Origin of the sequence: Streptomyces sp. NPDC046881, assembly GCF_040645015.1 — a bacterium.
Classification (GTDB): Bacteria; Actinomycetota; Actinomycetes; order Streptomycetales; family Streptomycetaceae; genus Streptomyces.
Genome location: NZ_JBEYXJ010000063.1, coordinates 1 through 13,592, shown reverse-complemented (window position 1 = coordinate 13,592; position 13,592 = coordinate 1). Strand labels below are relative to the sequence as shown.

11 protein-coding genes are annotated in these 13,592 nt (G+C 69.7%); 6 read left to right on the top strand and 5 right to left on the bottom strand.

What is annotated here, in order from left to right:
• Positions 1-10: 10 nt before the first annotated feature.
• Entirely contained in the window at positions 11-3,256 is a 3,246-nt protein-coding gene (locus ABZ923_RS26185) for a BTAD domain-containing putative transcriptional regulator (RefSeq protein ID WP_361476095.1), read from the bottom strand.
• A gap of 181 nt (positions 3,257-3,437) precedes the next feature.
• On the opposite strand from ABZ923_RS26185, the gene ABZ923_RS26180 reads away from it, so the two are divergent.
• Positions 3,438-3,590 carry a hypothetical protein gene (locus tag ABZ923_RS26180; protein ID WP_361476099.1) on the top strand — a complete coding sequence of 51 codons (153 nt, stop codon included), beginning with the start codon at positions 3,438-3,440 and terminating at the stop codon, positions 3,588-3,590.
• A gap of 545 nt (positions 3,591-4,135) precedes the next feature.
• On the opposite strand, the gene ABZ923_RS26175 is transcribed toward ABZ923_RS26180, so the two are convergent.
• Positions 4,136-5,029, bottom strand: coding sequence for a glycosyltransferase (locus ABZ923_RS26175; RefSeq protein ID WP_361476032.1), 894 nt, complete (start codon positions 5,027-5,029; stop codon positions 4,136-4,138).
• Between the two features lie 316 nt (positions 5,030-5,345).
• On the opposite strand from ABZ923_RS26175, the gene ABZ923_RS26170 reads away from it, so the two are divergent.
• Positions 5,346-7,190: a SpoIIE family protein phosphatase gene (locus ABZ923_RS26170; protein ID WP_361476030.1), complete on the top strand. Its 1,845-nt coding sequence runs from the start codon at positions 5,346-5,348 to the stop codon at positions 7,188-7,190.
• A 203-nt stretch (positions 7,191-7,393) separates the two neighbouring features.
• On the opposite strand, the gene ABZ923_RS26165 is transcribed toward ABZ923_RS26170, so the two are convergent.
• A complete protein-coding gene (locus ABZ923_RS26165; RefSeq protein ID WP_361476028.1) occupies positions 7,394-8,428 on the bottom strand; it encodes a DUF3883 domain-containing protein in 1,035 nt (344 codons plus the stop codon).
• A gap of 424 nt (positions 8,429-8,852) precedes the next feature.
• Between ABZ923_RS26165 and ABZ923_RS26160 the strand changes: the two genes are divergently transcribed.
• The 4 genes from ABZ923_RS26160 to ABZ923_RS26145 all read left to right on the top strand — a co-directional run bounded on the left by ABZ923_RS26160 (position 8,853) and on the right by ABZ923_RS26145 (position 11,687).
• The gene (locus tag ABZ923_RS26160) at positions 8,853-9,716 is read left to right on the top strand and encodes a hypothetical protein (RefSeq protein WP_361476026.1); all 864 of its coding nucleotides are present in this window, start codon (positions 8,853-8,855) and stop codon (positions 9,714-9,716) included.
• 38 nt (positions 9,717-9,754) lie between these two features.
• Positions 9,755-10,330: a hypothetical protein gene (locus tag ABZ923_RS26155; RefSeq protein WP_361476024.1), complete on the top strand. Its 576-nt coding sequence runs from the start codon at positions 9,755-9,757 to the stop codon at positions 10,328-10,330.
• A 300-nt stretch (positions 10,331-10,630) separates the two neighbouring features.
• On the top strand, positions 10,631-11,119 hold the full coding sequence (locus ABZ923_RS26150; protein WP_361476022.1) for a GntR family transcriptional regulator: 489 nt from the start codon (positions 10,631-10,633) through the stop codon (positions 11,117-11,119).
• Position 11,120: 1 nt separating this feature from the next.
• Positions 11,121-11,687, top strand: coding sequence for an HD domain-containing protein (locus ABZ923_RS26145; RefSeq protein ID WP_361476020.1), 567 nt, complete (start codon positions 11,121-11,123; stop codon positions 11,685-11,687).
• Here ABZ923_RS26145 and ABZ923_RS26140 read toward each other — a convergent pair.
• Together ABZ923_RS26140 and ABZ923_RS26135 are read right to left on the bottom strand one after the other, a co-directional pair.
• A complete protein-coding gene (locus ABZ923_RS26140; RefSeq protein ID WP_361476018.1) occupies positions 11,675-12,148 on the bottom strand; it encodes an NUDIX domain-containing protein in 474 nt (157 codons plus the stop codon). The genes ABZ923_RS26145 and ABZ923_RS26140 overlap by 13 nt on opposite strands.
• 3 nt (positions 12,149-12,151) lie before the next feature.
• A complete protein-coding gene (locus ABZ923_RS26135) occupies positions 12,152-12,877 on the bottom strand; it encodes an XRE family transcriptional regulator (RefSeq protein WP_361476016.1) in 726 nt (241 codons plus the stop codon).
• Positions 12,878-13,592 lie beyond the last annotated feature (715 nt).

Here is a 13,592-nt window from a genome sequence, read left to right as displayed (position 1 = left end):
CGTCGGGGTGTCAGGCGGTCGGGCCGTCGTCCAGCAGTTCCCGCAGCTCCGCCAGGACCGCCTGCTCGTCCGTGCCGTCCAGCGCCGCGCGGGCCGCGCGCCAGGCGTCGTACGCCTCCGCCCGCCGCCCCTGCTCGCGCAGCAGCAGCCCGTGCTGGTGCAGGGCCAGCCCGCCCATGTAGCGGTCGGCGCGGGCGTCGGCCCGGTCCAGCAGCTCGGCGCACTCGCCGGCCGCCCGGCCGGTCTCCCCCAGCTGCCGCAGCGCGCGGACCAGGCCGAGCCGGGTCTGCGACTCGCCGTGCCAGTCGCCGTGGCCGCCGAGGATGCGCAGGCTCTCCTCGAAGTGCCGGGCGGCGGCCGCCGGTTCGCCGAGGGAGAGGTGGGCGTAGCCGATGTTGCAGTGCGCCGAGTGCTGCACGATGACCGCGCCCATCGCGTCGCCGATCGCCAGCGAGCGCCGGTGCTGCTCGATGGCGGCGCGCGGGTCGGTGTGCTCGTAGAGGTTGCCGAGGTGGCTGCGGGTGACGGCCTCGCCGTAGGGGTCGTTCAGCAGCCGCGAGTAGGCGAGGCTCTGCCGCAGCGCCTCCCCCGACTCCTCGAACCGTCCGAGCCCCTCCAGCAGCAGCCCGCGGTTGTTCAGGCAGCGGCGGATCCGGGAGGCCGTGCCCAGCCGCTCCCAGATCTCCAGGGCCTGGTCGGTGAGGGCCAGGGCGTGGTTGTGCCGGCCGGTCAGGAAGTGCAGGCCCGACAGGTCGCCCAGGGCGTACGCCTCCGCCGCCGCGTCCCCGAGCCGCCGCGCCGCACCGAGCGCGGCCCCGCCCAGCACCTCCATCTCGGCGACCCGGCCGCTGCGCTGCACATAGGGGAAGAGCAGCCGCACGAGCGCGGAGAGATGGGCGGCGATGCGCGGCTCGTCGGCGTCCGCGTTCCGCGCCACCAGCGCGACGACGTTCTCCAGCTCCACCTCGCCCCAGGCGAAGGCCTCCTCGGCCGACTCGAAAGGCGCCAGGGCGGCCACGTCCGCCGCATGCCCGCCCGGCTGCGCGGAGGTCGGCCGCCGCCGGTCGTCCTGGTCGAGCCCCGGCTCCACGACCGCCGTCAGCACCCGCTCGGCCATGGCGGCGTACCAGCGCAGGGCGGTCAGGTCGGGGTGAGGGGCGTGCGCGGGGCCGCTGGGGGCATGGGCCGTCGCAGAGGCCGGCGTGGCCTCCTCCGAGGCGGCCGGGCCGGCGGTGCCGTTCACGCTGCCGGGGTTGCGCGGGGCTGGGGCGCCCGGGGAATCCGTCCCGGCCGTGCCCCCGCCCGGTGCGGAAGGCCCGCCGAAGCCCTCGGCCGGGTCCGGGGCCGGCTGGAGGCTGTCGGCGTCCGCCAGTTCGCGGGCGAAGTCGCGGACCAGGTCGTGGGGTGCGTAGCGGCCGTACGCCGTCTCCTCCAGGAGGGCGACGTCGACCAGGCGGTCCAGCGCGGCCTCGGCGCGGCGCTCGTCGGTGCCGGTGAGGCGGGCGATCAGCGGGGCGCCGTAGGTCGGCAGGTCGAGCGCGCCGATGTGGCGCAGGGCGAGGGCCGCGTCCCGGTCGGCCTCCCGCTCGGCGGCGGCGAGCGCGTCGTGGGCGACGGCCAGGGAGCGGCGGACGCTCAGGTCGTCGTACTCCAGGTGCCGCAACCGTCCGCCGGTCTCGGCGAGTTGACCGGCCAGCACGTCCGGGGTGAGGGCGCTGCGGGCGGCGAGCCGGGCGGCGACCACGCGCAGCGCCAGCGGCAGCCTGCCGGTCAGCTCGACCAGCGCGTGGCCGGCGTCCAGTCCCGCGCGCCCGCTCACCGCGCGGAGCAGGGCCGCGCTGTCCTCACCGGTCAGCGGGGAGAGCGGGAAGCGCCGGGCACCGTCGAGCGCGGTGAGCGGCGAACGGCTGGTGACGATCACCGCGCAGCCGGGCCCGGCCGGCAGCAGGGGCCGTACCTGGGCGGCGTTCGCCGCGTCGTCCAGGACCAGCAGGATGCGGGCGGGTGCGAGCAGTGAGCGGAGCAACGCGGCCGCGGCATCGGGGTGTTCCGGGATGTTCCGGGGCTCGGCGCCGAGGTCGCGCAGCAGCGCGGCGAGCGCCTGGGTGGCGGTGAGCGGGGTCATGCCGGGCGTGGCACCGTGCAGGTTGACGTAGAGCTGCCCGTCAGTGAAACGCTCCCGCAGCTCATGGGCGACGTACAGGGCCAGCGCGCTCTTGCCGACGCCGGCCATACCGCTGATCACCGCGACCGCGGGCGCCGGTGCGGGCGGCTCGGTCAGCGTGCGGCGCAGCTCCTCGCGCACGTCGGCACGGCCGGTGAAGTGGGCCGGCGGGGCCGGCAGCTGCGCCGGGCGCGGGGTCTGCCGCGCGGCCGCCCCGCCACCGTCCCGCGCGGACGCGGGTGGCGCCGGGGAAGCGGAGGGCGCGGGCGGAGCGGCGGCGGCATCGGGGTGTTCCGGGGAAGCGGCCTCCCCGGCGGTGCCGGTGCCGCCGGACAGCTCGCCGCCGCGCCGCGGCCGGCCGTCCTGGCCGGCCGTCCGCTGGTCGCCGTGCTCCTCGTCCCGGCGCCCCTCGCCGCTGCCCCGCAGCACCTCGACGTGTGCCTCGCGGACCGCCGGGCCGGGTTCGATGCCGAGTTCCTCCACCAGCCGGGCGCGCAGATCCCGGTGGACGGCGAGCGCCTCGGCCTGACGGCCGGTGCGGTGCAGGGCGAGCATCAGCTGGCGGTGGTACGCCTCGCGCAGCGGATGCTCGGCGACCAGCGCGGCCAGCTCGGGGACGAGTTCGGCCAAGCGGGCTCCGCCGAGGGCCAGTTCGGCGTCGTAGCGCCACTCCAGCAGGAGCAGCCGGGCCTCCTCCAGCCGCTGCACCAGCGCGTAGCCGCCGATGTCGGCGGGGAGTCCGCTGAGCGGGGTGCCGCGCCACAGCGCGAGCGCGCAGGCGCAGGCCCGTACGACGCCCGGCCAGTCCCGCCGGGCGTGCGCGGACCGCGCCTCGGCGACCTGGGCGTCGAAGACGTGCACGTCCAGTTCGCCGTGGTCGACCCGCAGCACATAGCCCGGCGGTACGGCCCTGAGCCGCTCGGGGTCGTCCAGGAGCCGGCGCAGCCGGGTGACGTGGTTGTGCAGGGAGGCCTGCGCGGAGACGGGCGGCGCACCGCCCCACAGCGCGTCCTTCAGCGCCTCGACCGACACGACCCGACCGGGCTCCAACAGCAAAGTGGCGAGCAGGGCACGGACCTTGGGGCTGCCGATGGCCCGGACGCCGTTGTCGGGGTGGTCGTCGCCGGAGGCCGGGACGGCGGATGCGTGGGGGGCACCGGCGCCGGTCCTCCCGGACGGGCCGCCGGCAGCGGTTTCGCTGAGGGCGGGGGTGCCGGGAAGGGAGTAGCCGGGGGTTCCGGAGGAAGAGGTACTGGGCGTTCCGGAGGGTGAGGTGCCGGAAGTTCCGGAGGAAGAGGTGCCGGGCGTCTCGGAGGAAGAGGTGCCGGACGTCTCGGAGGAAGAGGTGCCGGACGTCTCGGAGGAAGAGGTGCCGGGGGGACCGGGAGAGGGGTCGTACGAAATCCCGTACGGCGGTCGGTCGTAGAGGACCGGCGGTCCCAGCAGTCCGAAGCGCAGCTCGCACCGCCGCATCACGCCGCTCCACTGCCTTCCCGCGCGGTCGGGGCCGACCGTGCTCCGCGGCGGGCGTGTGCCCGCCGTTGCCTGGCGGAATTCCGCCCTGTCCACAACGGTTTCCTGCCACCTTCCGCTCGCCGGCCGACCGCCGGTCCGGCCACCGGAATCCGCCCGGCCGACGGGCTCTTGGCGCTGTTGCCGGACGAGTTCCGGCCAACCGCTCCGCGACCCGCCGACGAACCGTTGGCCACATGTTAGCGATCCGTTGGCGAATCCTGATGTGATCATTCCATCGGATCTGGCCCGACGGCGCGCGCGTAGGACGCGTAACTCGGGGGAGTGTCGCCGCAGGCTGGGTCCGGGGACGACAAGGGCCCCGGCCGGCGGAGGTGAACGACCGGGGCCCCGTCCCGCTTTTTTCGTGCGGGTGTTCCGCCGTTCCCTTTCTCCTGGCCCGCCTTGACTGTTCTTCCCTGGCCCGCCTTGCCGGTTCTTCCCTGGCCCGCCGCCGGCTCAGATGACGGGCGGGCGCCCCAGCCGGGTCAGCCGCCACACCGTCCGCCAGCGCATCGGCCGCCGCTCGCCGGCCGGTTTCCGCAGCCCCTCCGCGAACCCGCCGAACCACGCCCTGAGACCCGGCAGCGAGCGGGTGCGGGCGAGGGTGAGGAGCGTCCACAGCCCGAGGTGCACCAAGGCGAGCGGCAGCGGCAGCCGGCGCCGGACGAGCCAGACGCGGTTGCGGGCGTTGACGCGGTAGTAGATGGCGTGCCGGGCCGGGGAGGTCCTGGGGTGCTGGAGGAGCAGTTCGGGTGCGTACAGGATCTTCCAGCCGGCGTCGGCGGCCCGCCAGGCGAGGTCGGTCTCCTCGTGCGCGAAGAAGAACTCCGCGGGCCAGTCCCCGGTCTCGGCGAGCATCGCCATGCGCAGGGCGTGCCCGCCCCCGAGGAAGCCGGTGACGTAACCGCCGCGCATCGGGTCGGACTTGCCCACCCGGGGCACGTGCCGCTGCTGGGTCTCGCCGCGCTCGTCGGCGATGCGGAAGCCGACGATGCCGAGGCGGGGGTCGGCGGCGTACAGGTCCCGCACCCGGCGCAGCACGTCGGCGTCGACGAGCAGCCCGTCGTCGTCCAGTTCCACGACGACGTCGACGTCCCCGAACTCCCGCAGCCGGGCGAACGCGACGTTCCGGCCGCCCGGGCAGCCCAGGTTCTCCTCGACCTCGACGGCCGTGACCTCACCGGGCAGCGAGAGCCGGCGGGCGAACTCGGGCAGCCGGCAGCCGTTGCCGACGATCACGATGCGGGCGGGGGCGAGGTCCTGCTTGGCCACGGACTCCAGCAGGGCGTCGACCTCGGCGGGCCGGTTGCCCATCGTCACCACGGCGACGGCGATCCTCGGCTCCGCCACGTCCCTCACCCCATCCGGCCGACGGCGGCACCACGCTCCGACCGCGCGCTGTCCGCCGTTCACCAAGATGTTGCCTCAGCGGCGGTGGTTCACCTGGCGCGGATTCACTTTGCCGCGTCTTTGATCCGGTTTTGTCACCACGTTCCCTCCGGGGGCGGCAACAGGCTCCCTCCCCGAGCCGCGGCGGCGGCAACGACAGCGGCGGGACTGTTGGTTGAACACCCAACCAGCTGCTCGGCCGAGATGCGCCGGTTCTCCTGTCCTCCCACGATGGGAAGGGGCCGCCCGCACCCGACCCGGACAGCTGGAGAAGACGTTGAGCGCAGAACGACTCCCGCCGTCGTGGCTCTTCCCCGAGGCCCAGGCCCAGGCACCGAGAGGCATCGGCGCCGAGCCCTTCCTGCCGTCGGTCGACGGCACCCGGATGGCCTGCGAGTGCGGATTCCTGCGCGGCATCATCGAGGGCACCTCCGCCCCCGTCGTCATCCTGAACCGTCATCTGCGCTACCTCTACGTCAACCCGGCCTGGTCCCGGGTCACCGGGATCCCCGCCGCCGCGTTCCTCGGCAGGACACCCGGCGAGGTGCTGCCGGACGTACGGACACCCGACGACGTGCTGATCGAGGTCCTGGCCGACGGCCGGCCCCGGGAAGTCACCCTGACCGGGACCACGCGCGTCCCCTCACCCGTCGGCCGCAGGCTCTGGCGTGCCGTCTTCCACCGGCTGGAGGCGCAGGGGCACGTCCTCGGCGTGTGCGGGATCGCCGTGGAGGCCAGCAACCTGCGCCAGTACCTGGACGACCTGGAGAACGCCCACCAGCGGCTCGCCCTGGTGGACGCCGCGGCCACCCGGGTCGGCACGACCCTCGACGTGGAGGCCACCTGCGCCGAGCTGGCCGGCTTCCTCGCGCCGTCCCTCGCGGACATCGCGGCGGTCGGACTCGTCGAGCAGGAGTTCTTCGGCGCGCCCCCGCCGCCCGCCGGCGTGCTCCGGCTGCGCAGGATGAGTCTGTCGGCGCCGCCCGAACTGCAACGGCACCTGAAGGACCTGGGCGGATCCAAGCCGTACGTGGATCTGCCGCGCGGCTCGGCACCCCGGCGCTGCATGGACAGCGGACGGCCGTGGCTGGGCAACCTGGCCTCCGACGAGCTGTTCCAGAAGATCGTCGTGGATCCCGAGCGGGTGCGGCTCCTCCGGGCGGCCGGGGTCCACTCCGCGCTCGTCGTCCCCCTGCCGACGGCCGGCCGCAGCGTCGGCATCGTCATCCTCATGCGGGTGGGGGCGTCCCCCGCCTTCAGCGACGACGACATCCTGACCGCGCAGGGGGTCGCCGCGCGGGCCGCGGTCTCCATCGACAGCGCCCACCGGTACAGCCACGAGCACACGATGACGCTGGAACTCCAGCGCGCGTTGCTCTCCGAACCCGACCGCCCGCACCCCACGGTCGAGGTGGCCACCCGCTACCTGCCCTCCGGCCGCAGCGCCCTCGTCGGCGGCGACTGGTACGACTCCATCGCGCTGCCGGACTGCCGCACCCTGCTGGTCATGGGGGACGTGATGGGGCACGGCTTCCAGGCGGCGGTGGCCATGAGCCAGTACCGCTCCGTCCTGCGCACCGTCGCCGCCGCCGGGCTGCCCGTGGACGCCATGCTCACCGAGGCGGACCGCAGGGCGTCACGCATCGGCCTCGACCGCGCCGCCACCTGCCTGCTCGTCCTCGTGGACACCCCGGCCGGCACCTGCACCGCGGCCACGGCCGGACACCTGCCGCCCCTCGTCATCCGCCCAGGCGGCAGCTCCGGCCTGATGCACCTCCCGGCCGGCCCGCCCATCGGCACCGAGCTCGGCACCTACGAGATGACAACGTTCGCATTCGAGCCGGGCTCCGTCCTGCTGCTCTACACCGACGGCCTCGTCGAACAGCGGGGCGTGGACATCGACGACTCCGTCCACGCCCTCACCACCATGGACCTGTCGGCCGACGACCCCTTGGAGCACCTGCTCGACACCGTCCTCACCCAGCTGACCGACGGCATGTGCGAGGACGACATAGCCCTCCTGGCCGCCCGCCTCCGCCCCGAGGCCACGCATCCCCCTGCCGGCAACCACAGCACCGCCGCATCCACCGAACGCAAGAACCCCAGGTCAGCCGGTGACTGACCTGGGGTCCCAGTGGAGCCGCTTTCGGGATTCGAACCCGAGACCTACGCATTACGAGTTGTGCGATCTTGGTCCGGGGGTGTCCGTCGTCGTTCGTCGGGTTGCTTACGCTCCTGATCAGACAGCCTGCCGGACGGTAGTGGATGCGGCCGGATAGCTACGGACTCAACCCCGAACGAGACCACGACTGAGACCAGTGCCGGCTAAACAGGGGGTCGGCCCTCTTGGCCTCCCGCCGGCAGCGGGTAGCGGTAAGCAGTGGCGACAAGCTCGCCACGTGATGGCGACCAGTCGCTCCACGAACGCCAGCGCCCCCCATGACAGCGGAGGTCGTCACCAAGTTCAATTTGATCTATCACCACGAGGCAGGTGGGGATGCCTTCAGCGTGACGCACCTCCCCCTCGGTCAGGTCGATCACCTCGCGTGTGACGGTGCTGCCCTTCACCTCTATGTGGACCTCGGCACCGTTCTTGCGCGCTGTTACGTCCCACGGCGAATGTGCACCCACGTCCTGAACCTCATAGCCGTGGGAGCGATAGTGGCTGAGTACAAGATCCATCGCGTACCGCTCGACGGCCCGCCGCCGTTGTACGTCTTTCTGCCGGCCGTAGCCGGTGGGACTGCGTTGCTTGGGTAGCGAAGCGGGCGACAGGTCGGGGACTTCCGGCTCGTGGGGCTCAGAGACGGCCGTCTGGCGCAACTCCCGCAGCTCAGGCAGTGCTTCCACTACCGTTCGCGGCAGTTTGGTCAGGTAGCCCTGCGCTGTGCGAAGGGGCCGCTTCTCCGACAACGCAAATGGGAAGTAGAGCGGCCCAACGACCGCCTCCGTGAGGTAATCGCGCAGAGCTCGGATGGTGGACTCGATCTCACGGAGGCGCGCCTGAGTTACGGGTCGCTCCAACTCTCGGTATCCGCCAAGGGGAGCTTCCCAAGCGGGCTCGGGACCGGACGCACCCCGCTGCCGGCCGTACGTCCCCCGGCTCTGCCAGACGATCGTGGAAGCAAAGGCCTCACCCCGAACATGGGAGTACCCCACCACGCCAGGACCGTGGTTCTTGTCCCAGTGCAGCACCAGATCACCAGGTCTTACCTCACGGACGAGTGTGTAGGACCAATACTCCTCGCCCCGATCGTTGGTCTGAGGGGCCAGCAGGTTGGTACCGATGTCCTCGCGGTTCGTGATCTCCAGCCAGTACCGCTCGTGCGGATCGTGTCTCCACCACTTGTTTATGATCATGGTCCCCCTGACTCTCAGCAGCACGCTGCCGCTGATCCTTCCAGGCTTGGGTACCGTTCCGAACACACACCCAACGCCGGGCGGTGGCCGGACCCTTCTCGCCTCAGAGGCGATGAGGCGGCTCCTGAGTTCGTTTCACTCGCCCTACCGTCTCGCTGGACCGGGGGGAGCCGTGCTGGGCTCACTCGTGCACTGCCGCAGGCGTGGACCGATCGACGGCCTCGCAGCTGCCCGTGATCTGGCCAAGCAGTCTGGCATCCCTAAGGTGTTACAGAGTTGCCCCATGCACTGATTCGTGCGGCGCACAGGCGATAGCATCACGATCTCGACTGGGCAGCGCGAGGGGGGCTTCGCCATGACAAGGCGCGTCAGGACTGTCTACTTCTATGAAGTGGTACGCGCGAAGGACGACTACAACCCGCGCATGGATGACGTCCCCTGGCAGCGGGCGCTTGAAGAGATGTCCGCCAAGCGCTACGAGGAGCGCAGGTTTGTCACACCCGATGGCGACCGCTATATCGGGGAGGCAGTGTTCGCGTCTGATGCTATGCATCTACTCGTCGGGCGGATCGGCTCCGGGGAACTGCAAACAGTTGACCTTGACCATGGCCACATCGAGGACCTGCGGCTTGACGGGAACCGCGGCTTTGTAGACACCACGACAGTCTGTTTCCTGGAGCACGGAAACATTATCGGCATGATGGGGAGCAGTCAGGCCTCTCCTCGCGCAACAGCTATCCAGCGATGGATGAACGCTTGCGGATTAGCAGCAGAAGAAGTTGCCCTCTGGCCAGTGATCAGCCAGGACGTTTGGACGAAGCTTCAGAACGCGAACGCAGTCCATAATTTTGAGTTCACCTTTCGCCCCAATCCGGCATTCATGCCATCGGAAAGCTCATCCATTTTCGGATTCAAGCAGGCGAGCAACCGTTACCCTGATCACCGCATCACCTTCAAGGTTGAAGTTCCAAAGCGCGGGCAAGTCACCTCTCGAGCCCGAGGGCACAGACGCCTCCAGGAAGATGCCATGCATTTCATGTCGGAGTTGGGTTATCTGATTGGCCCGAGTGGCATCGAACGCGCGAGAGCGTTGGTCACCCTTCCCACGGAAGATGGTCACGTTAAGGAGGAGGCGCTCGACTTCCTCAAGCACCACGTGACTGCCAAGAAGCACGTGGAAGTGCGAAGCAACGAAGACGCGCGTCCCAGGTACACGGCGGCCGTGGAAGCGATCCTCGAGGCAGCCCAGGAGCACGCGAGCGACCTCCGACGCGCTGTCAGTGGCTAGGTCTACAGTGACGAACCTCAGCTTAGGGGGGTAGTCACGTGGCATCTTTCGGTGTCTTCGCACGCCGCATACGCGATCTATGGGGCGAACGACCCGCAGTCGACTGGCTCATGGCTCTGGCGTTACTCGCTGGCCACCTCATCTACTGTCACGCAGCCAACACCGATGCTTTTTTCGTATCGATTACACCGGACCGACGAAAGGATATTTACACCACCGCCGCATCGGCATCAGCGCTGATCGGCGGCTTCGGGACGGCTGCAATCAGTCAGTACGCCACAGCAAGCGGCAGGAGAATGCTAGAGATCCGTCGCCGATTTGGCGCCAGCCTCCGGCGCAATTGGGGCGGCATACTTTCTTCCATGCTGATCATCACTGGGATTTGCCTGCTCGCTCTGATGCTTGACTCTCAGAAAAATCCCGGCCTCACAGGATGGCTAGTTGAAGTTGCACTTCTTCTAGGCACGATGCGAGCTGTTCGCTTGATTTGGCTCTTCGGCATGCTTATCGATGTAGCGGATCAAGACGTGACAGAGCCACGTCGGTCTCCAGCCGTGGCAATTCCTCAGACCAGACGTCCGGGCACTGGGAATCATCCGACCACACCCGAATAGGTTGATGGTCGAGCACGCCTTCACCCAGCTCAACGACAGCCCCCTCCTGCGTCTGCCATGGGAACGGTGACACCCCAAGGGGTTCCGCACTCGTCTGCCGCCTCAACCCCTATCGAACACATGGCGGGCAGGGGCTTCGCCGGCCGTTCAGGGCCCGTCCGATCACCCGAGCCCCCTGCCGAGCGCGGTCGGATGTGGGCGGTATCCCGGAACGAAGGAGCCGGTCGTGGGCACTACCAGCACCAACCGCATACCGCTTCAAGCATTGCAGTGCAATGCTGAGAGGGTAGATACGGTGGCATGCAGGCATCCAGGGAGGGAGACCGCGTGGCTCAGCAGGCCAGCCCGCGGGGGACGTTTTTGCAAGTTGCAGAATCGGTCAAGGCTCGGATCGCGGCGGATCCTCAGATGACCCATCTCCCGTCTGCCGCAGACGTCATGCGCGATCACGGGGTGTCTCGTGGTGTCGCGCTCCGAGCGTTCAAAGTTCTCCAGGAACAGGGCCTAGCCGAGCCAGTACGCGGAAGTCGGTGGCGAGTCGTGCGGGCGGGTGATGCCATCGACAGGCGACCGCTGCACGAGCGCATCGCGGAGATCATCCCCGCTGAAAAGCTCCAAGCAGGGTCCGAGTTCCCGAGCGCTTCAGAGCTGGCCGAACGTTTCGGGGTCTCGCGTCCCACTGTGACCAAGGCTCTGGACAGATTGGAAGTCGCTGGCGTGCTCGCGAGCGGAGGCCAAGGCAAGGTGCGGAGGGTCCGCGCCGTGCCGGTTCGAGAGGAGCGTTCATAGCTTGCCGAAGTTGACCGAGTGGGCCTATCCCCTGGCCGAGTCCCTGCTCGCCCAGCCGTTGCCCCGGCGCTGGAATCACTGCCTTGGGGTCGCCGAGCGGGCGCGCACCATCGCACTCGTCCTCGACCAGGACGCGGACTTGCTGGAGGCCGCGGCCGTCCTGCACGACATCGGGTACGCGCCGGATCTCGCCAAGACGGGCTTTCACCCGCTGGACGGTGCGCGCTACCTCCGAGATGTTGCCGGCGCCGACGAGCGAGTCATCAACCTGGTCGCTCACCACTCCTGCGCCTGGTTGGAGGCGGAAGCGCGCGGCATGCGCGAGGAGCTGGACGGCGAGTTCCCCCGCGAGCAGGAGCACTTGAACGATGCGCTCTGCTACTGCGACATGAACACCACGCCGGATGGCACGCCCACGAACCCGGTTGATCGGATCAACGAGATTGCCGGGCGGTACGGGCCGGACAGCCTGATCGGGACGTTCATTCGCCGGGCCGAACCCGAGATCCTGGCGTGCACGTCCCGGGTGCTCGAACGCGTCGCCGCCGCCAAGCGTCAGCCGATGTAGGGCGCCGTGCGTGCCCTGTCCTGGGCGTGCTCGATGCGGAGCCGCATCGTGGGGTGCACGTCCAGCTCCATCAGGTCCGCCGGGGCGACCCAGCGGACCTGAGTCGTCTCGTTGCTCGTACGAAGTTCGCCGCCGACCGGCCGCGCACGGAAACAGATGCTGAACTGCTGTCGCACCTCGCCATCGTCGTACTGCATCACGTGCCCCGGATCCGTGTAGAGCCCGGACACGTCGACCACTTCCACCTTGATCCCGGTCTCTTCCCAAACCTCGCGGATGACGGTGTCGCTGATGGACTCGCCCACGTCGTGGCCACCACCCGGCAGTGCCCAGCGCCCGTTGTCGGACCGCTGAATCATCAGCACCTCGCCGGCGTCGTTCTGGACGAACGCGACGACGGACGGCACGACGGAGTTGGCCGGCGGGGCGTCGGGGTCGTGCAGGTAGTCGATGCGTCCCATGGTTCAGGCTCCCGTGATGCTGGTTATGTCCTGGGCGGTGATCGGACGGGCGTTCTCCCACGTGTGGTCGATGCTATTCGCGTACGTGTCGAAGAGTCCTCCGCCCGGTAGGCGACGCAGGTGCAGGACTGGCGCCAGATAGGCGCCGATGCCGTAGACGTGGGGGTTGACCAGCATCTCGTCGTCGGCACGGTAGATGGAGTTGTAGAGCGTCGAGTCGTGCAGCCGGAAGCCGATGTCCGGGTGGCTGCGCAGGAGCGGGCGGTACAGCAGCAGGGCGTTGCGGATCTTGCCGTCCATGATCTGGTGGCCCTCGTCAATGCCGCGCTGTCGGACGGCTGCGCAGTCAGGGTCTCCGAGCAGGATGCGCACCTGGGCGCCAGCCTCCACCTTGGCCTTCACCAGGTCATGGAAACGGGGATCCTCGGAGAGGAACAGACCGGAGTACACGAGTACGTCCAGGTTCCGCTCAGCACGGCCGTAGAGTTCCCGCCACAGTCCCGACGGCACGGTATGCCGGTGCGGGTAGACGGTCGTTATCTCGGCTTTCGTCAGATCCGTCGCGCTGTCGACGGTCCGGCCGTCTTCCCACAGCGTCGTGACGTCGACCTTGAGCACCGCCGCTGTCGCGTACTGGTGACGTCGGTACGGCACCTTGCCCTGAGTGATCCAGCGTTCGACCGTCTTCGGGTTAACCGCGATCGCTTCAGCGAGGCTCTGCACGGTCATACCGCGGGCGAGAAGGGCCGACCGTAACCGCTCGTTCGACATCTGCACCCCCGTTGGGACGTCTAGGGACTTCTCGACCGTAGCCAGAAGTCCCACAGCTGTCTACGCACGGGGTGACCAACTCCCCTGACGTGCAGCGATTCTGAATGTGCGTCGAGACGTCCCGGCGCCACACCAGGAGGATCCGCCGAGCTACTTGACGGGCCCTCATGTAGTACCTGTAAAACAGGTACTACACAGCCGAACGCAACGACTCGACTGGTTGGCGGCTTCATGCCGCATGTGCAGAAGGCGGGGACGCTGCAATCCCGCTGAAGGCCAGGCAGAACAGGGCTACGGCCCGTACTGGCGAGGTGGCCCGGCGACCGCGATCAACGGCCGGAGAGTGGGGACGTGATCCCCCTTGCAGTGCTTCACCCCTGTGACCTCGACTGATGGGGAAGCCCCGTGCACAGACGAAGACTCTGGGCGCCGCCGCGACGGACCGGCCGGCCAGCGCCAGCACGTCACCCCGGTCCGCTCTCTACTGCCCTCGCAGCGGCTAGCGCTGCGGCCGGTTGCCTCCCTCGCCCGTCCGGACCCCAGCTTCCTGGGGTGACCGTACGGGCGAGGCGTGGGGAGCCGGAACGATCCGACTTCAACGGCGCGGGGGGGCCGGGGGGGGGACACGGCGCCGCGGGGGGGGGGGGGGAGCCGGGGGGGGGGACCCCCACAG

What these genes read in the sequence shown, in the direction of transcription:
- ABZ923_RS26165 (WP_361476028.1), bottom strand. Translation starts at nt 8,428, where the DNA reads ATGATCATAAACAAGTGGTGGAGACACGATCCGCACGAGCGGTACTGG.
- ABZ923_RS26160 (WP_361476026.1), top strand. Translation starts at nt 8,853, where the DNA reads ATGGATGACGTCCCCTGGCAGCGGGCGCTTGAAGAGATGTCCGCCAAG.
- ABZ923_RS26150 (WP_361476022.1), top strand. Translation starts at nt 10,631, where the DNA reads ATGCAGGCATCCAGGGAGGGAGACCGCGTGGCTCAGCAGGCCAGCCCG.
- ABZ923_RS26140 (WP_361476018.1), bottom strand. Translation starts at nt 12,148, where the DNA reads ATGGGACGCATCGACTACCTGCACGACCCCGACGCCCCGCCGGCCAAC.
- ABZ923_RS26135 (WP_361476016.1), bottom strand. Translation starts at nt 12,877, where the DNA reads ATGACCGTGCAGAGCCTCGCTGAAGCGATCGCGGTTAACCCGAAGACG.